This is a genomic window from Micromonospora sp. NPDC047465 (genome assembly GCF_040643125.1).
In the GTDB taxonomy this organism is placed as follows: domain Bacteria; phylum Actinomycetota; class Actinomycetes; order Mycobacteriales; family Micromonosporaceae; genus Micromonospora.
This window is the reverse complement of the sequence record NZ_JBEYTP010000052.1, coordinates 24,309-41,339: the sequence shown is the minus strand read 5'-3', so window position 1 is coordinate 41,339 and position 17,031 is coordinate 24,309. Positions and strand designations below refer to the sequence as shown.

18 protein-coding genes and 1 pseudogene are annotated in these 17,031 nt (G+C 75.5%); 12 read left to right on the top strand and 7 right to left on the bottom strand.

Annotated features, from left to right (window positions below):
- Positions 1 to 200: pseudogene (locus ABZ793_RS30530) on the top strand (phytochelatin synthase); the annotation flags it as partial.
- Between the two features lie 52 nt (positions 201 to 252).
- Here ABZ793_RS30530 and ABZ793_RS30525 read toward each other — a convergent pair.
- The gene (locus tag ABZ793_RS30525) at positions 253 to 1,164 is read right to left on the bottom strand and encodes an A/G-specific adenine glycosylase (RefSeq protein ID WP_357463456.1); all 912 of its coding nucleotides are present in this window, start codon (positions 1,162 to 1,164) and stop codon (positions 253 to 255) included.
- Positions 1,165 to 1,302: 138 nt separating this feature from the next.
- Between ABZ793_RS30525 and ABZ793_RS30520 the strand changes: the two genes are divergently transcribed.
- The 3 genes from ABZ793_RS30520 (at position 1,303) to ABZ793_RS30510 (ending at position 3,259) form a co-directional block, all read left to right on the top strand.
- Complete coding sequence (locus tag ABZ793_RS30520) at positions 1,303 to 1,815, top strand: ACT domain-containing protein (RefSeq protein WP_357463453.1); 513 nt, start codon at positions 1,303 to 1,305, stop codon at positions 1,813 to 1,815.
- Entirely contained in the window at positions 1,812 to 2,396 is a 585-nt protein-coding gene (locus tag ABZ793_RS30515) for a peptide deformylase (protein ID WP_357463450.1), read from the top strand. Before ABZ793_RS30520 ends, ABZ793_RS30515 begins: the two co-directional genes overlap by 4 nt.
- Positions 2,397 to 2,533: 137 nt before the next feature.
- Positions 2,534 to 3,259, top strand: coding sequence for a hypothetical protein (locus tag ABZ793_RS30510; protein ID WP_357463447.1), 726 nt, complete (start codon positions 2,534 to 2,536; stop codon positions 3,257 to 3,259).
- Between the two features lie 29 nt (positions 3,260 to 3,288).
- On the opposite strand, the gene disA is transcribed toward ABZ793_RS30510, so the two are convergent.
- The 4 genes from disA to ABZ793_RS30490 form a co-directional block, all read right to left on the bottom strand.
- Entirely contained in the window at positions 3,289 to 4,470 is a 1,182-nt protein-coding gene (gene disA / locus ABZ793_RS30505) for a DNA integrity scanning diadenylate cyclase DisA (RefSeq protein ID WP_350706723.1), read from the bottom strand.
- A gap of 143 nt (positions 4,471 to 4,613) precedes the next feature.
- Positions 4,614 to 6,062, bottom strand: coding sequence for a DNA repair protein RadA (radA, locus tag ABZ793_RS30500; RefSeq protein ID WP_350706725.1), 1,449 nt, complete (start codon positions 6,060 to 6,062; stop codon positions 4,614 to 4,616).
- A 90-nt stretch (positions 6,063 to 6,152) separates the two neighbouring features.
- Positions 6,153 to 6,908 (bottom strand): hypothetical protein, encoded by a 756-nt coding sequence (locus ABZ793_RS30495; RefSeq protein ID WP_357463442.1) that lies wholly within the window; start codon positions 6,906 to 6,908, stop codon positions 6,153 to 6,155.
- A gap of 139 nt (positions 6,909 to 7,047) precedes the next feature.
- Positions 7,048 to 7,887 carry a UbiA family prenyltransferase gene (locus ABZ793_RS30490; RefSeq protein ID WP_357463439.1) on the bottom strand — a complete coding sequence of 280 codons (840 nt, stop codon included), beginning with the start codon at positions 7,885 to 7,887 and terminating at the stop codon, positions 7,048 to 7,050.
- A gap of 45 nt (positions 7,888 to 7,932) precedes the next feature.
- Between ABZ793_RS30490 and ABZ793_RS30485 the strand changes: the two genes are divergently transcribed.
- From ABZ793_RS30485 to ABZ793_RS30470, 4 genes are all read left to right on the top strand, one after another.
- On the top strand, positions 7,933 to 8,802 hold the full coding sequence (locus ABZ793_RS30485) for a methyltransferase domain-containing protein (RefSeq protein WP_357463436.1): 870 nt from the start codon (positions 7,933 to 7,935) through the stop codon (positions 8,800 to 8,802).
- 43 nt (positions 8,803 to 8,845) lie between these two features.
- Complete coding sequence (locus ABZ793_RS30480; protein ID WP_357463433.1) at positions 8,846 to 10,012, top strand: acyl-CoA dehydrogenase family protein; 1,167 nt, start codon at positions 8,846 to 8,848, stop codon at positions 10,010 to 10,012.
- A 103-nt stretch (positions 10,013 to 10,115) separates the two neighbouring features.
- Positions 10,116 to 11,165: a type III polyketide synthase gene (locus ABZ793_RS30475; protein WP_357463430.1), complete on the top strand. Its 1,050-nt coding sequence runs from the start codon at positions 10,116 to 10,118 to the stop codon at positions 11,163 to 11,165.
- Between the two features lie 38 nt (positions 11,166 to 11,203).
- The gene (locus tag ABZ793_RS30470) at positions 11,204 to 11,959 is read left to right on the top strand and encodes a hypothetical protein (RefSeq protein WP_357463428.1); all 756 of its coding nucleotides are present in this window, start codon (positions 11,204 to 11,206) and stop codon (positions 11,957 to 11,959) included.
- A gap of 64 nt (positions 11,960 to 12,023) precedes the next feature.
- Here ABZ793_RS30470 and ABZ793_RS30465 read toward each other — a convergent pair whose 3' ends face one another.
- Positions 12,024 to 12,719 carry a hypothetical protein gene (locus tag ABZ793_RS30465; protein ID WP_357463425.1) on the bottom strand — a complete coding sequence of 232 codons (696 nt, stop codon included), beginning with the start codon at positions 12,717 to 12,719 and terminating at the stop codon, positions 12,024 to 12,026.
- Between the two features lie 327 nt (positions 12,720 to 13,046).
- On the opposite strand from ABZ793_RS30465, the gene ABZ793_RS30460 reads away from it, so the two are divergent.
- From ABZ793_RS30460 to ABZ793_RS30445, 4 genes are read left to right on the top strand one after another with little or no spacing between them, the layout of a single operon-like run.
- On the top strand, positions 13,047 to 13,532 hold the full coding sequence (locus tag ABZ793_RS30460; RefSeq protein ID WP_007073334.1) for a CarD family transcriptional regulator: 486 nt from the start codon (positions 13,047 to 13,049) through the stop codon (positions 13,530 to 13,532).
- 55 nt (positions 13,533 to 13,587) lie between these two features.
- On the top strand, positions 13,588 to 14,283 hold the full coding sequence (gene ispD / locus ABZ793_RS30455) for a 2-C-methyl-D-erythritol 4-phosphate cytidylyltransferase (protein ID WP_357463422.1): 696 nt from the start codon (positions 13,588 to 13,590) through the stop codon (positions 14,281 to 14,283).
- Positions 14,284 to 14,299: 16 nt separating this feature from the next.
- Complete coding sequence (ispF, locus tag ABZ793_RS30450) at positions 14,300 to 14,782, top strand: 2-C-methyl-D-erythritol 2,4-cyclodiphosphate synthase (RefSeq protein WP_350706742.1); 483 nt, start codon at positions 14,300 to 14,302, stop codon at positions 14,780 to 14,782.
- Positions 14,783 to 14,792: 10 nt separating this feature from the next.
- On the top strand, positions 14,793 to 15,818 hold the full coding sequence (locus ABZ793_RS30445) for a tetratricopeptide repeat protein (protein ID WP_357463418.1): 1,026 nt from the start codon (positions 14,793 to 14,795) through the stop codon (positions 15,816 to 15,818).
- Here ABZ793_RS30445 and ABZ793_RS30440 read toward each other — a convergent pair.
- Complete coding sequence (locus tag ABZ793_RS30440) at positions 15,815 to 16,981, bottom strand: cupin domain-containing protein (protein ID WP_357463415.1); 1,167 nt, start codon at positions 16,979 to 16,981, stop codon at positions 15,815 to 15,817. The two genes, ABZ793_RS30445 and ABZ793_RS30440, sit on opposite strands and share 4 nt — an antisense overlap.
- Positions 16,982 to 17,031 lie beyond the last annotated feature (50 nt).

Sequence of the window (17,031 nt, the reverse complement as noted above, 5' to 3'; positions counted from 1 at the left end):
CCAACATCGCCGGCACCGCCACCGACACCGACGGCGGCGTCCACTCCTTCGAGGGCGGCCACTACATCAGCGTCGTCGGCTACCGCGACAACGGCCAGACGGTGAAGATCGCCGACTCCGCCAACCCGGCCCAGGCCTCCTACTGGATCACCACCGAGGCCCTCGCCGACTGGATCGCCACCCGCGGCTACGCCGCCTGATCCAGACACCACCAACGACAAGGGCCGGCCCCGAACGGGGCCGGCCCTTTCGTCATGCCGGGAGGCGCGCGACGGGGACCGGTGGGCCGTCACCGACGAGGCGGAACGACGACTCGCCCACCGGCTCCACGAGGCCGTCCCGCACCAGCCCGGTGAGCGCCCGGGCCCGCTGCACGTCGTCGGCCCACACCTGGTCGAGACGCTGGTGCGGCACCGGGCCGGTCGCCTCCCGGAGCACGCCGAGCAGCAGCCCGCGCACCTGGCGGTCCGTGCCGGCGTACCGCTGGGGGCGTCGGCTCGGGCCGGCGGGGGCCTCCTGGCCGGACGCCCGCCAGGCGCAGACCGCCTCGACGGGGCAGCTTCCGCAGCGGGGTGAGCGGGCGGTGCAGATCACCGCGCCCAGCTCCATGAAGGCCGCGCTGGCCAGCGCGGCGGCGGCCGGCTCGACGGGAAGCAGTTCCTCGGTGGCCACGAGATCGGCCGGGCGGGTGGCCGGGCCGGCGTCCGGCTCGCCGGCGATCGCCCGGCAGACCACCCGCCGTACGTTGGTGTCGACCACCGGGTGCCGCTGACCGTACGCGAACGCGGCCACCGCCCGGGCCGTGTACGTCCCGACGCCCGGCAGGGCCAGCAACTGGTCCAGCCGGTCCGGGACCTGACCGCCGTGCCGCTCGACGATCGCGACGGCGCACTCCCGTAGCCGTACCGCCCGGCGCGGGTAGCCGAGCCGTCCCCACATCCGGATCGCCTCCGCGGGGCTGTCCGCCGCGAGCGCGGCCGGGTCGGGCCAGCGGTCCAGCCACGCCGCCCAGGCGGGCAGCACCCGCACGACGGGCGTCTGCTGCAGCATGACCTCGCTGACCAGGATCGCCCACGGGGTGACGTCGGGCTTCCGCCACGGTAGGTCGCGGGCGTTCTCCTCGTACCACCGGCTGACCAGGGTGGCGAAAGTGGGCTCAGACATCGCGCCGCCGATGATGTCACGCGGCGTGCCCCCGACGCGGCGCGGGCGGCGGTCTCGCGGCTCGGCCGCCGTCCCGCTGGCTGGGCGACCTGGGCGGGGCGCTGCGGCGGCGCCCGGCGGATCGGGCAGAATGCCCGGATGAACGAGCTCGCGATCACCGTCATCGGCCGGGACCGGCCGGGCATCGTGGCCGACGTCGCCGAGGTGCTCGCCCGGCTCGGCGCGAACCTCACCGACAGCACGATGACCCGGCTGCGGGGGCACTTCGCGATGACCCTGGTCTGCGTGGGCCCGGCCGCCGCCGACGTCGAGGCCGCGCTCGCGCCGCTCTCCGCCGACGGCCAGCTGCTGGCGACCGTACGCGAGGTCACCCCCGACGGCGAGACGGCTCCGGCCGGCGAGCCGTACGTGATGGCGGTGCACGGCGCGGACCGGATGGGCATCGTCGCGGCGATGACCCGCGTGCTCGCCGACGCCGGCGGCAACGTCACCGACCTGAGCACCCGGCTGACCGGGTCGCTCTACGTGGTGGTCGCCGAGGTGGAGCTGCCGCCCGGCACGGCCGACGAGGTGGCCGGCCGGCTCGCGTCGACCGCCGCCGACCTGGGTGTCGGGGTGACCCTCCGCCCGGCCGACCCGGATCTGCTGTGACCGGCGACGAGCGCGCCCCGGAGAGCGAGGCGTACGCCGGCCTCGGCGACTGGACCCCGGAGTCCCTGGACGCGCCGGGGGAGGTGCGGCCGGTGGTGTCCGCCCCCGACCAGGTGCTCAGCCGGCACGGCGGCGAGGTCGACCCGACGGCCGAGGAGACCGTACGCCTGGCGGCCGACCTGGTCGCCACCATGCGGGTGTCGCCGGGCTGCGTCGGGCTGGCCGCCCCGCAGATCGGCGTGGGCGCGCAGGTCTTCGCGGTCGACGTGACCGGCCATCCGAAGGCGGTCACCGTGCACGGCACCTTCGTGCTGTGCAACGCCCGGGTCGTCGAGGCGAGCCGGTGGAAGGTGGCCCGGGAGGGGTGCATGTCGGTGCCCGACCTCACCGGCGACGTCAAGCGGGCCAGCCGGCTTGTGGTGGAGGGCGTGCTGCCCGGCAGCGGCAAGCCCGTACGGCTGGTGACCGACGGGTTCGAGGCGCGGGCCCTGCAGCACGAGATCGACCACTGCGCAGGGCTGCTCTTCCTGGACCGGGTCGCCGGCGCCCACGCCATCTACCAGCGCAAGGTGTATCTCTGACCCGCGACCCTGTGTCGCCGGCGGAACACCGTCGGCAGGCATGATCGTCGCATGTGGAGGGTGGGAACGGTGAGCTGCGGACACCTCGGCGCGTCGCGCCGGGCTGCCGAGCCCCGCGCCGCTACGGTGGGGGCATCATGCGTCTGACGGTCGGCCCCCTGCCACCCGCCGTTTACTGGCGGCGTCGCGCCGTCGTGCTCGGAGCGGGGCTTCTCTTCCTGATTGTCCTGCTCTATTCGTGCACCGGTTCGGACCGGAAGGCCGACGACAGCGGCGACGCGCAGCCCGCGTCGGGCACGACGTCGCCCGGTTCGACACCGGGACCCACCGGCCCTGTGCTGAGCCCGCAGACCGGCGGGCCCTCGCCGGGAGCGTCGGGCGACCCGGGCGGCGCCGACCCGTCGGGCGGCCCGACCACCACCGACACGCCGCCGGCGGCGCCGGTCGTGCCGGCCGCCGGCGACGGCGCCTGCACGGACGCCGAGATCACCGTGACGCCGGTGGCGCTGCCCGCGTCGGTGGTCCGCGGGGCCGTGGTGGACCTCCAGCTGAAGGTGAAGAACCGGTCCGAGCGGACGTGCAGCCGCGACGTCGGCGCCGACGAGCAGGAGCTGTTCATCAAGTCGGGGGCCGAGAAGATCTGGTCGTCCGACACCTGCGGCACCGGCAAGGGCTCCGACGTGCAGTCCTTCACGCCGGGCTTCGAGCGCTCCTACCAGGTGGGCTGGAACGGCCGCGACAGCAGCAAGTGCAACAACGGAGTGGCGGCGGGCCCGAACCCGCCGGCCGGGACGTACCAGGTCTTCGCCCGGGTGGGCACCAAGCTCAGCGAGCCGGTGAAGCTCACCGTCACCGACGGCTGAGCGGCCCCGAGCCGCCCGAGCCGGCCGGGTCAGACGTAGCGCTCCAGGATGGACGCCTCGGCGAGCCGGGACAGCCCCTCCCGGACGCCGCGGGCGCGGGCGTCGCCGACCCCCTCGACGGCCTGGAGGTCCTCCACCGTGGCGCCGAGCAGGCGCTGGAGGCTGCCGAAGTGCACGACGAGGCGGTCGACCACGGCCACCGGCAGCCGGGGCACCTTGGCGAGCAGCCGGAAGCCGCGCGGGCTGACCGCCGCGTCCAGCGCGTCGGAGGCGGCCGGGTAGCCGATCGCCTTGGCGACGGAGACCAGGTCGATCAGCTCGGTCGCGCCGAGCAGGTCCAGCTCGACCAGCGCCTCGTCGAGGGTGCGGGACTTCCGGCCGGCCGGGAGGTAGTCCCGGATGACCAGGGTGCGGTCGGCGTCGACGCCGGCCATCAGCTCGTCGAGCTGGAGGGCCAGCAGGCGACCGTCGGTGCCCAGCTCCACCACGTAGCCCGCGATCTCGTCGGCGATCCGGCGGACCATCTCCAGCCGCTGCACCACCGCGACCGCGTCCCGTACGGTGACCAGGTCCTCGATCTCCAACGCGGAGAGGGTGCCGGAGACCTCGTCCAGCCGGAGCTTGTAGCGCTCCAGCGTGGCGAGCGCCTGGTTGGCGCGGGACAGGATCGCCGCCGAGTCGTCCAGCACGTGCCGCTGGCCGTTCACGTAGAGGCTGATGATCCGCATGGACTGGCTCACCGAGATCACCGGGTAGCCGGTCTGCCGGGCGACCCGCTCGGCGGTGCGGTGCCGGGTGCCGGACTCCTCGGTGGGGATGCTCGGGTCGGGCATCAGATGCACGGCCGCCCGGACGATGCGGGTGCCGTCGCTGGAGAGCACGACCGCGCCGTCCATCTTGCACAGCTCGCGGACGCGGGTGGCGGAGAACTCGACGTCGAGCGGGAACCCGCCGGTGCAGAGCCCCTCGACGACCTTGTCGTAGCCGAGGACGATCAGCGCGCCCGTGCGGCCGCGCAGGATCCGCTCGAGGCCGTCGCGCAGCGCCGTGCCCGGGGCCATCAGTGCCAGGTTGGCCCGCAGCGGGTCGCCGGCACCCCCGGCGCCGCCGGTCACGCTCACGCTGATCGGGCGGGCGGGCGAGCCCACGGCGCCGGTGCGGGCGTGGGGCGTCGCGCCGGCAGGCTTGGTGGTATCGCGGTCGATCGGCACGGGCACAGTCTACGGACTGCCCTGCGGTGGGTGCTGTCGTGGTTACTGTGATGTGTCGCGATGCCCCAGGTCGCCCGGACCGGGAGCCGGCGGCCCGGCTGTCCGGTATCGCCCCGGCGGTCCCGTCGCCCGGCCATCGCCGCTCACTCCGCCGACGCGCGGGCGACGGCCTGGAGCGCCGAGCGCACGTCGGTGACCTCGATCACGCGCATGCCCCCGGGGGTCACGCCGGTGCTCTCGGGCCCGCACCCGGTCGGCACCAGCGCGAGCCGGAACCCGAGCCGCGCCGCCTCGGCCAGCCGGCGCGGCACCGCGCCGACCCGGCGCACCTCGCCGGTGAGCCCGACCTCGCCGATCGCCACCAGGTGGGGCGCGATGGCGAGGTTGAGCCCGCCCGAGGCGACGGCCAGGGCGACCGCCAGGTCGGCCGCCGGCTCCACCACCCGGATGCCGCCGACGGTGGCCGCGAAGACCTCCCGGTCGTGCAGGGTCAGCCGCTCGGTGCGGCGCTGGAGCACGGCCAGCACCATCGCGAGCCGGGCCGAGTCGAGCCCGGAGACGGTGCGCCGGGGCGACCCGGCCACCGTCGCGCCGATCAGGGCCTGCACCTCGGTGACCAGCGCCCGGCGGCCCTCCATCGCCACCGTGACACAGGTGCCCGGGACCGGCTCCGCGTAGCGGGTCAGGAACAGCCCGGACGGGTCGGCCAGGCTGCTGATGCCGCCCTCGTGCATCTCGAAGCAGCCCACCTCGTCGGCGGCGCCGAAGCGGTTCTTCACGCCGCGCACCATGCGCAGGGAGGAGTGCTTGTCGCCCTCGAAGTGCAGCACCACGTCGACCAGGTGCTCCAGCACCCGGGGGCCGGCGACCTGGCCGTCCTTGGTGACGTGGCCGACCAGCACGGTGGCGATGCCGCGCTCCTTGGCGACCGCGACCAGCGCGGCGGTGACCGCCCGCACCTGGGTCACCCCGCCCGACACGCCCTCGGCGCCGGTGGTGGAGATGGTCTGCACCGAGTCGAGCACCAGCAGGCCCGGCTTGACCGCGTCGAGGTGGCCGAGCACCGCGGCGAGGTCGCTCTCGGCGGCGAGGTAGAGCTGGTCGTGCAGGGTGCCCATCCGCTCGGCGCGCAGCCGGACCTGGCTGACCGACTCCTCGCCGCTGACCACCAGCGACGGGCTGCCGGCCCCGGCGGCCCACTGCTGGGCCACGTCGAGCAGCAGGGTGGACTTGCCGACGCCCGGCTCGCCGGCGAGCAGCACCACCGCGCCGGGGACCAGGCCGCCGCCGAGCACCCGGTCGAGCTCGCTGACCCCGGTGGGCCGGGCCCGCGCCGGGGCGGCGCTGATGGTGGCGATCGGCCGGGCCGGCTCGGCCGGCATCCGCGAGCTGACCACCTTGCCGGAGACGGTCGGGCCGGTGACGGTGCACTCGACCACCGAGCCCCACTCGCCGCACTCGGGGCAGCGCCCGACCCACTTGGGCGGCTGGTGCCCGCAGGCGTCGCACTCGTAGGCCGGTCGGGGCTCGCGGCTGGACGCCCGGCCGCGCCCGCCGGCGGCGCGCGGGGACGTCGATCGGGAGGTGGTCACATGGGGACGTTAGTCCCCGCGTACGACGAAGACACCGTCGGCGTGGCGGTCACCACGCCGACGGTGTCTTCGGAAACAGCGGGCGGAGGGTCAGTGGCCGCCGCCCTCGTTCTCGTCGTAGCCGCCCAGGCGCTCGACGATCTGCGACGGAGGCGCGGCCGGGGTGAGCGGCACGGCGACCGGCGCCGGGCCGGTGACCGTGTCGCCGTTGCCGAAGTCGAAGGTCAGGATGACGTTCTGCCCGGAGCGCAGCGCCTCGTTCAGGCCGATGAGCTGGAGGACACGGTCGGCCTCGGTGTTGAGCTGCACGTAGCTCAGCGGCGGGATCTCGATCCGGGCCGGCTCGCCGGCGGGCGCGGCGGGGCTCGCCGGGGCCGACGGGCTCTCCGGGGCGCCGGGGCTGACCGACTCCGACGGGCTCGCCGAGGCGCCCGGGCTGGCCGACTCCGACTCCGACGGGGTGGGCGACGGGGACTCGGACGGCGACGCCGACGGGCTGGTCGCGGCCCCCTTACCGGTGATCACGACCTCGCGGGCGCTGTCGGTGGTCACGGTCACGGTGACCGGCTTCTTCGAGTCGTTGTAGATCACGGCGTTGAGGACGGCGTTGGCGCCCGCCTTGTAGCCCTCGACGCCCGGGAACTCGACCAGCAGGCCACGGACCGCGTAGGAACCTTCGCCGGCCGGCAGGGTGACATTCAGGTTGACGCCCTGGACCGACGGCTCCTTGTTGGCGGTCTCGGCGATCTGGCCGGCGCCGCAGCCGGACAGCAGCAGCCCGGTCGCCGCGGCCAGCCCGGACAGCAGCAGGGCCGCCCGCCGGGAACCCCTGATCGAGCGCGTCACGTCGGTCCTCCTCGTCACGATCCCACCCGGTGCTCACGCCGGGCACGGTGGCCATGCCCGCGCAGACCGCGCTCCAGGGTAGTTGGGCCTGATCCGCCCCCGCACGCCGACCCGGGAATGCCACTCCCCGGGGCGGACCTCAGACCAGCCGGCCGCTCGTGACCAGCAGGACGACGTCGATGAGGGCGATCAGCATGACGGCCCGGAACGCGGCCACGGGCCGACCTCCGGCCCGGGCGGCGCCGCGCCCGCCGTACCAGCTCAGGGGCGGCACCACGACAGCGGCGGCGACCGCGGCCACGCCGACGCCCGACGGCCGTCCGGGCGGCCCGACGACCAGCGTGGCGGTCGCCGCGAGCAGCAGGCCGGCGGCGGCGGCGCGGCTGCCGGCCGGGCCGAGCCGGTGCGGCAGCCCGCGGACCCCCGTCCGGGCGTCGTCGGCCAGGTCGGGCAGGACGTTGGCGAAGTGCGCCCCCGCGCCCAGGCAGGCCGCGGCGGCGACCAGCCAGACCGGCGGGGCCGGCGCCCCGGGCAGCGCCAGCACGACGAAGGCGGGCAGCGACCCGAAGGACACCGCGTAGGGCAGCACCGACACCGGGGTCGACTTCAGCGGCCAGTCGTAGAGCAGCGCGGAGACCAGCCCGACGGTGGCACAGAGCGCGGCGGCCGGGCCCGTGAACAGCGCCAGCGCCGGGGTGGCGAGCACGGCCACCGCCGCGGCCACGGCCGTGGTGCGCCGGCCCACCGCGCCGGTGGCGACCGGTTTGTCGGTACGCCCCACCGTGGCGTCGCGGTCCGCGTCGAGCGCGTCGTTGGCCCAGCCGACGGCGAGCTGGCTGGCCGCCACGGTCAGCGCCACGGCCAGGACGCCGGCCGGCCGGTGCCCGGCGCCCCAGGCGAGCAGCCCGGCCACGGTGGTGACCGCGGCGGCCGGCTCCGGGTGGCTCGCCCTGACCAGCCCTAGCACCGTTGACGACATGAGGAAAGTCTGGTCGTTACCGGGCAGTCGTGCCACGCTCGGTTCATGCGAGACGCGGGCCGCACCCTGCCGCGCAACGATCCGCGCCAGTACGACGACCTGGCCGGCGAGTGGTGGCGTCCGGACGGCGCGTTCGCGATGCTGCACTGGTTGGCCGAGGCGCGCGCCGCACTCGTGCCGCCGGCGTCCCGCCCCGGCGCCCTCCTGGTCGACCTCGGCTGCGGCGCCGGGCTGCTCGCCCCGCACCTGGCCGGCAAGGGCTACCGGCACGTCGGCGTCGACCTCACCCGGTCGGCCCTGGCGCAGGCCGCCGCGCACGGGGTGACCGCCGTCAACGGCGACGTCACCGCCGTCCCGCTGGCCGACGGCTGCGCCGACGTGGTCGCCGCGGGCGAGATCCTGGAGCACGTGCCGGACTGGCGGCGCGCGGTGGCCGAGGCGTGCCGGCTGCTCCGCCCCGGTGGTCTGCTCGTGCTGGACACGCTGAACGACACGGCGTTGAGCCGGCTGCTGGCCGTCCGGGTCGCCGAGCGGCTGCCGACCGTGCCGAGGGGCATCCACGACCCACGGTTGTTCGTGGACGCCCGGGCGCTCGTCGCCGAGTGCGCCCGGCACGGCGTCCGGCTACGGCTGCGGGGGATCCGGCCGGGCGTGCCCGGGCTGCTCGGCTGGCTGGCCCGCCGGCTCCGGGCCACCGGTCGTGCCCACCGCGCCGACGCCGACCGTCCGGGCACGACCGTCACCGACCGGCCTGCCGCGCCCGCCGCCGTCCACCCGGGCGGGACTGTGGTCGGTCGTGCGGGCGCGCCGGTTCCCGGCCATCCGCGGTCGACGGTGGCCGGTGCGGCGCCCCGGATCGTGCCGACCTGGTCGACCGCCGTGCTCTACCAGGGGCGGGGCACGCGGAGCGGATAGCGGAACGGGTCCCTGGGTAGGACAGGGCCGAGGAGGGGGCTGTATGACGCTGCACGCGCTGGAGGCGGCTCGCCGCCTGGCACCGAGGCTGGCCGCCCGGGCGGCCGGGCACGACCGCGACGGCTCGTTCCCGGTCGAGGACTTCCGGGATCTGCGCGAGGCCGGGCTGTTCGGCCTGATGGTCCCCACCGAGCTGGGCGGGGCGGGCGCCACCTTCGCGGAGTACGCGGCGGTCGCCACCGAGCTGGCCCGGGGCAACGGGGCGACGGCCCTGGTGTTCAACATGCACGCCTCGGTCACCGGCGCCCTCGGCGCGGTGACCGAGGAACTGGCCGAGGCGCTCGGCGTGCCGGACGAGGCGCTGGCCGCCCGGGACCGGCTCCTCACCGCCGCCGCCCAGGGTTCCTGGTACGCGGTGGCGATGAGCGAGCGCGGCGCCGGCGCGCGGCTGTCCCAGCTCAGTACCGTCTACGAGCCGGTCGACGGCGGATACCACCTCAAGGGCAGCAAGACGTTCTGCTCGGGGGCGGGGCACGCCGACGGCTACCTGGTGGCCGCCCGCAGCGCCGCCGACCAGTCGGTGGTCTCCCAGTTCCTGGTGCCGGCCGGGGACGGGCTGACCGTCGAGCCCACCTGGGACTCGCTCGGCATGCGGGCGACCTCCTCGCACGACCTGCACCTGGACGTGACCGTGCCGGCCGACCGGCTGCTCGGCGGCGTGGAGGGCCTGGCCCTGGTCGTCGCCCAGCTCATGCCGCACTGGCTGGTGGCCAGCTACGCCGCCGTCTACGTCGGGGTGGCCCGGGCGGCGGTCGACGCGGCGGCCGAGCACCTGAACGCCCGCAACCTCGCCGGCCTGCCGGCCGTCCGGTCCCGCCTCGGCCGGGCCGACGCCGCCGTGGCGGCCGCCCACCTGGTGGTCGCGGAGGCCGCCCGGCGGGTGGACGAGGCGCCTGGGGACGCGGAGACCAACCGCTGGGTGTGGCGGGCCAAGCTGCTCGCCGGCACGACCGCCGCCGACGTGGCGGCGTCGATGCTGGAGGCGGCCGGCACCTCCGCCACCCGGCGGGGGCATCCGCTGGAGCGGCTCTACCGGGATGCCCGCTGCGGTTCGCTGCACCCGGCCACCTCGGACGTCTGCGCCGACTGGCTGGGCATCGCCGCGTTGGGCGGCGACCCGGACCGCGACGGATCGGTCCCTCGTTGGTGAGCGTGGGAGGTCCGCCGGGGCGGCGGACGGAGCTGCCCCCGGCACGGGGGACGGCGGCGGGGCGGGCCGCCCGGCGCGCAGGGCCGGACGAGAGGTGGGCATCGTGGCCGTACCGGTGATCGCGGGGCTGGGGACGGCACACCCGCCGTCGGCGGCGCAGGACGAGTTGTGGGACGGCTTCTTCTCGAAGCACTTCTCCGGCAGCACGCGCGCGCTGGCGCAGCGGATCTTCGCCCACTCGGGGGTCACCCGCCGCCAGGCCGCGGTCAACCCGCTGCTGGAGGACGTCTCCGACTGGCCGACGGAGCGGCGGATGCGCCGCTACCAGGTCGAGGCGCTGCCGTTGGGCAAGGAGGCGGTGGGTCGGGCGTTGACGGCCGCCGGCCTCGCCGCGGGGGACGTCGGGCTCTTCGTGGTCTGCTCGTGCACCGGGTACGCCACCCCGGGGCTGGACATCCTGCTCGCCCGGGACCTGGGCATGGCCCCGGACACGCAGCGCATGTTCGTCGGCCACATGGGCTGCTACGCGGCCCTGCCCGGGCTGGGCGCGGCGAGCGACTTCGTGACCGCCCGCGGCCGGCCGGCGCTGCTGCTCTGCGCGGAGCTGACCAGCCTGCACATCCAGCCGTCCGGCGCCCGGGTGGACACCCAGCAGATCGTCTCCCACGCGCTCTTCTCGGACGCCGCGGTCGCCACCGTGGTCGTCCCCGGCGGCCGGGGGTACGCCCTGCGTGAGGTCACCTCCGTCACGGACACCTCCACCGCCGACCACATGACCTGGGACGTCACCGACACCGGCTTCCGGATGGGGCTGTCGCCGAAGGTGCCGCAGGTGCTCTCCCGGCACGTCCGGGGCCTGGTCGACGACCTGCTGGCCCGGCACGGCGCGACGCTGTCCGGGGTGGACGGATGGGCCGTGCACCCGGGCGGCCCGCGCATCCTCAACGTCGTCGAGCGGGAACTGGCGCTGCCGCCGGAGGGGCTGGCGGCGTCCCGGGCGACGCTGGCCGAGCACGGCAACTGCTCGTCGCCGACGGTGCTGCTGATCCTCGACCGGCTGCGCCGGGCCGCGTCGCCGCCGGGGCGGGTGGTGATGCTGGCGTTCGGGCCGGGCCTGACCCTCTACGCCGCGCTTCTCGAACGGCAGGACTGACAGCGACGCGGCGGGCGTGCCACGGTTACCCTCTGGTAATGGACGCGGAGGCGGCAGACCGGCCGGGGGCAGTGGCGGACGGCCCGCACGCCGGGGCGGTCCGGGGAGCCGTGGCGGCCGGCGGCCGGCTGCGCGCGGCGGTGCTGGCCGGGTCGGCCCTGACGGCCCTGGTCGCCGGGGGCTGGTGGTGGCAGACCGGCGCGCCGGCCACCGGCCCGGCGGCCGGCGCGCCGGCCCCGTCCGCGCAGAGCCGGTCCGGGTACGTGCCCGGCACCGGTGACCCCATCGTCTCGTCGAGGGTGACCGTCGACGGTGAGGGGGTCGTCTCCGTCTGGTCCCTGCCCGGCGACAGCGACGGCGGAGCCACCGTCGGGGTCGACCCGCGCACCGGTGCCGCGTTCCGGGTCGACCCGCTCACCGGTGCGGCGTTCCGGGTCGACTCCGGGGGGCGGGCCGGCGTCCGGGTCGATCCCGAGGCGCGTCGGCTCGGCCGTCTTCCGAACACGATCTGGCGGGAGCGGGCGACGCTCGGCCGGGAGAACAGCCGGGTGGTCAAACAGGCCGCCGGTGAGGCCGCCACCCGTTTCCTGCTCCAGTACCGCTGTACGGGGCCGGGTGAGCTGCTGGTCGTACTCGAGCGGATCAGGGCCGCCGTCCCCTTCCCGACCGTCGGGTGCGACGGGACGGTGGTGTCGATCGAGCTGACCGCCGTGGGCGGGCCGTTCCGGGTCTCGCTGTCGACCGCCGACGCCGAACCGCTCCGCGTGGACGCGCAGCTGGTCGGCCTGCCCTGACGCGCCGGCGCCCCGCGCGGGGCCCCCGGGTCGCCGGGCTGCCGGGGAGACGCCGGGCGCCGGATCAGGCGGCGAGGCCGGCCAGGTCGGTGCGGTAGTCCTCGGCGGAGCGCACCTCGGGCACCACCGTGACCAGCGTCCCGGCCCGGTCGACCAGCAGCGCGGCGGCGACCCCGGGGCGGGGCGGCAGGTGCAGGAACGCGCGCAGCCCGCCCGCCGGGTCGGCCAGCGGTCGTACGGTCGCCCCGGCGGGTGGCGGCGAGACGCGTAAGGGCCGGTCCCCGGCGACGGTGACGACCGTGACCCCGGCGGGCGCCAGGGCGGCGGCGGTGGCCACGTCGTCCGGGCAGGTGCACCCGTCGACCAGGATGATCATCGCGGGCAGCAGCCCGCGCAGCGGCACCGGTGACTGCCCCGCGTCGACCAGGTCCAGCGCCGGCAGCGGCCGTCCGGTCATCCCGGTCGGCGGGGCGTACGGCGCGGGGGTGGGCCCCGGGGCGGTCCGGCCGGAGCGGGGCCAGGTGACCGTCATCAGGCCGGCGACCGTGGCCAGCACCGCCACCAGCAGGATCAGCAGGGGCAGGGCGAGCGGGGACCGGGTGACCCGGCGGGGGCCGCCCTGACCGGCTCGCGCACGCAGCTCGCGGCGGACCTGTTCGGCCTCGGCCGCCAGGGCGGAGGCGTCGTCCGGCACGACCACCCGGCCCCACTCCGGCGGCAGGTCGGGCAGTTCGGGGCCGTCTGCGTCGGGCTTGCCCATCGGACCCCCCAGGACGTCTCGGTGAGCGGACAGCGGCTTGACCTCCAGCGTCCCGCACGGGCCCTCGTACCGCTACACCTGGGCGCATATGCGGGCGGCGGGATACCATGGGAGGAGCGCATAGCCCTTGATCTCGACGTTCGCGTCACTCGTACCGGCCCGTCATCCACAGGTTACGGAGCGTGTTCGAATCATCGGTTTGATGGTCTGTCAAGCCGAAGAAATACCTCTCACAGGGCCCCTGAGCTGCGCCAACGGTCAGGACAGCGGTGAGACATCGGTGCCTGAGCGTGTTACCCTAGACACAGCGAAAGGGGTTTCGAACCTATGGTTTTCAGTGTCGGCGAGACCGTTGTTTACCCCCACCACGGGGCCGCACTCATCGAGGCAATCGAGACTCGGGTCATCAAGGGCGAGCCTAAGCAATACCTCGTCCTGAGGGTCGCGCAGGGTGACCTGACGGTCCGGGTGCCCGCCGAGAACGCCGAGATCGTGGGTGTGCGCGAGGTGGTCGGCGAAGAGGGCCTCGGCAAGGTCTTCGACGTGCTCCGTGCACCGCACACCGAGGAGCCGACCAACTGGTCGCGGCGTTACAAGGCGAATCTGGAGAAGCTGGCCTCGGGCAACCCGCTGAAGGTCGCCGAGGTCGTCCGCGACCTGTGGCGCCGGGAGCGGGAGCGGGGCCTTTCCGCGGGCGAGAAGCGCATGCTCGCCAAGGCCCGCGACATTCTCGTCGGCGAGGTCGCGCTGGCCGAGAAGAGCACCAAGGACGAGGCGGAGACGCTGCTCGACAAGGTGCTCACCGAGGCCTAGTCCCACAGCATCGTCGTACCCGATTCGTAGCGAAGAAACCACCGAGGACCGCGACGTGACCGCGCAGCTCAATCCGTGCGGTGACGTCGCGGTCCTCGTGCCTGCGGCCGGTGCCGGCGTACGCCTCGGGCCCGGCCGGCCCAAAGCCCTCCGCCTGCTGGCGGGGGAACCGCTGCTGGTGCACGCCGTCCGCCGGCTCGCCGCCGCGCCCTCGGTGCACACCATCGTCGTGGCCGCTCCGGCCGCCGAGGTGACGGCCGTCCGCGACCTGCTCGGCCCGGTCGCCCCGGTGACCGTGGTGCCCGGCGGCGCCGAGCGGCAGGCCTCCGTGGCCGCCGCCCTCGCCGCCGTGCCAGCCGGCCCGGAGATCGTCCTCGTGCACGACGCCGCCCGGGCGCTGACCCCGCCCGACCTGGTGGAATCCGTCGCGGCGGCCGTCCGCGCCGGGCACGACGCGGTGATCCCGGTGCTCCCCGTGGTCGACACGATCAAGGAGGTCGGCGCCGGCGAGGTCGTCCTCGGCACCGTCGACCGTTCCGCCCTGCGGGCGGTGCAGACCCCGCAGGGCTTCCGCCGGGCGGTGCTGGCCGCCGCGCACGCCGCCGCCGGTGACCCGCTCACCGACGACGCCGGCCTGGTCGAGAAGCAGGGCGTCCCGGTGCTCTGCGTCCCCGGCTCGGAGTACGCGCTGAAGGTCACCCGCCCGTTCGACCTGGCGCTGGCCGAGCACCTGCTGGCCGCCGGCGGTTGACGCGTACCCTCGTCGCATGATCGTTCCCCGGGTGGCCATCGGCACCGACGTGCACGCCTTCGAGGCGGGCCGGCCGTGCTGGGTGGCCGGTCTGCTCTGGCCCGACCAGGACGGCCTGGCCGGGCACTCGGACGCGGACGTGGCCGCGCACGCCGCCTGCAACGCGCTGCTCTCCGCGGCCGGCCTCGGGGACCTGGGCGCCAACTTCGGGGTGGGGCAGCCGGAGTGGGCCGGCGCGTCGGGCGTCGCGCTGCTGGCCGAGAGCGCCCGCCGGGTGCGGGCCGCCGGCTTCGCGATCGGCAACGTGTCGGTGCAGGTGATCGGCAATCGGCCCAAGATCGGCCCGCGCCGCGAGGAGGCCCAGCGGGTGCTCTCCGAGGCGGTCGGCGCGCCGGTCACCGTCTCCGCGGCCACCACCGACGGCCTCGGCTTCCCCGGACGCGGCGAGGGCCTCACCGGCATCGCGGTGGCCCTGGTGTACGACGCTCCGGCCGCCTAGGCTCGCCGCGATGTCCAGCGACGCCACCTCCGACCGCTCCGCCTTCCACGGCTACCTCCAGCGTGCCCAGCTCCTCGCCGAGCTGGGCCGCTACGACGAGGCCGCGGCCGAGGTCTCCTACGCCGTCGCCCTGGAGCCGGCCAACGCCGGGGCGCTGACCATGCTGTCCCGGGTGCACCTCGCGGCCGGCCGGCCGACGGAGGCGCGCACCGCCGCCGACGCCGCTGTCGCCGCCGCGCCGGACGCCGTGCCGGCGCTGCTCGCCCGCGCCCTCGCCCTGACCGACCTGGAGGAGTACGCCGAGGCGGCCCGCACGGCCGACCAGATCCTCGCGTTGGGGCCCGACGATGCGTACGCCCAGCGCAGCGCCGCGGCGATCCTGGCCGGCGCGCGCAATGGGCAGCCGGCGCTGAACGCGGCCTGGCGCGGGGTCGAGCTGGCCCCCGAGGAGCCGGAGGCGCACCTGGTGCTGGGGCTGGTCGCCGCCAACATGCAGCTGTTCGACCTGGCCGAGCGGGCCTACCGCGAGGCGCTGCGGCTGGACCCGCAGCTCGCCGAGGCCCGGCACGACATCGGGGTGCTCCGGCTGGAGCAGCGGCGCTGGAGCGAGGCGCTGGAACACCTGGCCGAGGCCGCCGCGATGAGCCCCGGCCGGGTCGACTCCGGCCGCACCATCTCGACGGGCCTGCGCCAGCTCGTGGTCTACGGCGCGGGCTGGACGATGATCACCGCCGTGCTGATCGCCTGCATGGCACCGGGCAGCGCCGGGCTGTCCCGGGTCGCGGCGGCGTTCGCGGCGCTCGGCGGGGCCCTCGTGGTCTGGCGCTTCGCCGCCAAGTTGCCCGGCCTGACCCGGAGCATCCTGCCCGGCCTGCTGCGCTCCGACCGCACGCTGGCGCTGGCCGTCTACGCGGCGGCCGCCGCGCCCACGCTGATCCTGCTCTACGCCCTGGTCGGCACCCCGTGGCCGCTGGTCCTCGCCATCGCCACGGCTGCCGCCGCCGAGCTCGCCGTCCTGTCGCGTACGACGGTCTAGGGGCGGCGCGCCCAGGTCCAGGCGTAGCCGTCGTCCTCACACGCGGTCGCGGCGTCGCAGAGGTCGAGCGGGCGGAAGGTGTCGACCATGACGGCCAGCTCGTCGAAGAAGTCGGCGCCGATCGAGCGCTCGGCGGCGCCCGGCTGGGGGCCGTGGGTGAAGCCGGACGGGTGCAGCGAGATCGAGCCCTGCTCGATGCCGGAGCCGCGCCGGGCCTCGTAGTTGCCGCCGGTGTAGAAGAGCATCTCGTCGGAGTCGACGTTGTGGTGGTTGTACGGCACCGGGATGGCGTCCGGGTGGTAGTCGACCTTGCGCGGCACGAACGAGCAGATCACGAAGTTCGGGCCCTGGAACGTCTGGTGCACGGGCGGCGGCTGGTGGATCCGGCCGGTGATCGGCTCGAAGTCGTGGATGGAGAAGGCCCACGGGTACATGTGGCCGTCCCAGCCGACCACGTCGAACGGGTGGTGGGCGTAGACGTAGCGGGTCCAGCCGCGGCGGTGCCGGACCAGCACCTCCACGTCGGTCTCGTCCACCAGCAGCGGCGCGTCCGGCCCGCGCACGTCCCGCTCACAGTACGGCGAGTGCTCGAGGAACTGGCCCCGGACGGAGAGGTAGCGCTTGGGCGGGCCGATGTGGCCGGCCGCCTCGACGGCGAGCAGCCGGACCGGCTCGTCGCCGGTGGGCACCAGCCGGTGGATGGTCGAGGTGGGGATGACCACGTAGTCGCCGGCCACCGCGTCGAGCACGCCGAACGTCGACTCGACCCGCAGGGTGCCCGACTCGACGTACAGGCAGTGGTCGCCGGTCGCGTCGCGGAACAGTGGCGACGGCCGGTCCGCCAGCACGTACGCGATCCGCACGTCGTCGTTGGCGAGCAGGTACTGCCGGCCGAGCACCGGGTCCGCGCCGGCCCCGTCGAGCTTGTGGGTGCGCAGGTGGCGGGGCTTGAGCGGCAGGTTGGGCACCCGGGTGAACGCCGGCGGGGCGAACTCCTCGGCCGCCACGATCGCGGTCGGCGCGTGCCGGTGGTAGAGCAGGGACGAGTCGGAGGAGAAGCCCTCCTGACCCATCAGCTCCTCGGCGTAGAGGCTGCCGTCGGGCTGACGGAACTGGGTGTGGCGCTTGCGTGGCACCTCGCCGACGCTGCGGTAGTACGGCATCTCGCCTCCCGGTTCGTCCCGTTCACCGATCCAACGGTGTCCGATAATCG

Coding starts and splice junctions, on each gene's coding strand:
- ABZ793_RS30525 (WP_357463456.1), bottom strand. CDS start 1,164: ATGTCTGAGCCCACTTTCGCCACCCTGGTCAGCCGGTGGTACGAGGAG.
- ABZ793_RS30520 (WP_357463453.1), top strand. CDS start 1,303: ATGAACGAGCTCGCGATCACCGTCATCGGCCGGGACCGGCCGGGCATC.
- ABZ793_RS30510 (WP_357463447.1), top strand. CDS start 2,534: ATGCGTCTGACGGTCGGCCCCCTGCCACCCGCCGTTTACTGGCGGCGT.
- ABZ793_RS30490 (WP_357463439.1), bottom strand. CDS start 7,887: ATGTCGTCAACGGTGCTAGGGCTGGTCAGGGCGAGCCACCCGGAGCCG.
- ABZ793_RS30485 (WP_357463436.1), top strand. CDS start 7,933: ATGCGAGACGCGGGCCGCACCCTGCCGCGCAACGATCCGCGCCAGTAC.
- ABZ793_RS30480 (WP_357463433.1), top strand. CDS start 8,846: ATGACGCTGCACGCGCTGGAGGCGGCTCGCCGCCTGGCACCGAGGCTG.
- ABZ793_RS30470 (WP_357463428.1), top strand. CDS start 11,204: ATGGACGCGGAGGCGGCAGACCGGCCGGGGGCAGTGGCGGACGGCCCG.
- ABZ793_RS30465 (WP_357463425.1), bottom strand. CDS start 12,719: ATGGGCAAGCCCGACGCAGACGGCCCCGAACTGCCCGACCTGCCGCCG.
- ABZ793_RS30460 (WP_007073334.1), top strand. CDS start 13,047: ATGGTTTTCAGTGTCGGCGAGACCGTTGTTTACCCCCACCACGGGGCC.
- ispF (WP_350706742.1), top strand. CDS start 14,300: ATGATCGTTCCCCGGGTGGCCATCGGCACCGACGTGCACGCCTTCGAG.
- ABZ793_RS30445 (WP_357463418.1), top strand. CDS start 14,793: ATGTCCAGCGACGCCACCTCCGACCGCTCCGCCTTCCACGGCTACCTC.
- ABZ793_RS30440 (WP_357463415.1), bottom strand. CDS start 16,981: ATGCCGTACTACCGCAGCGTCGGCGAGGTGCCACGCAAGCGCCACACC.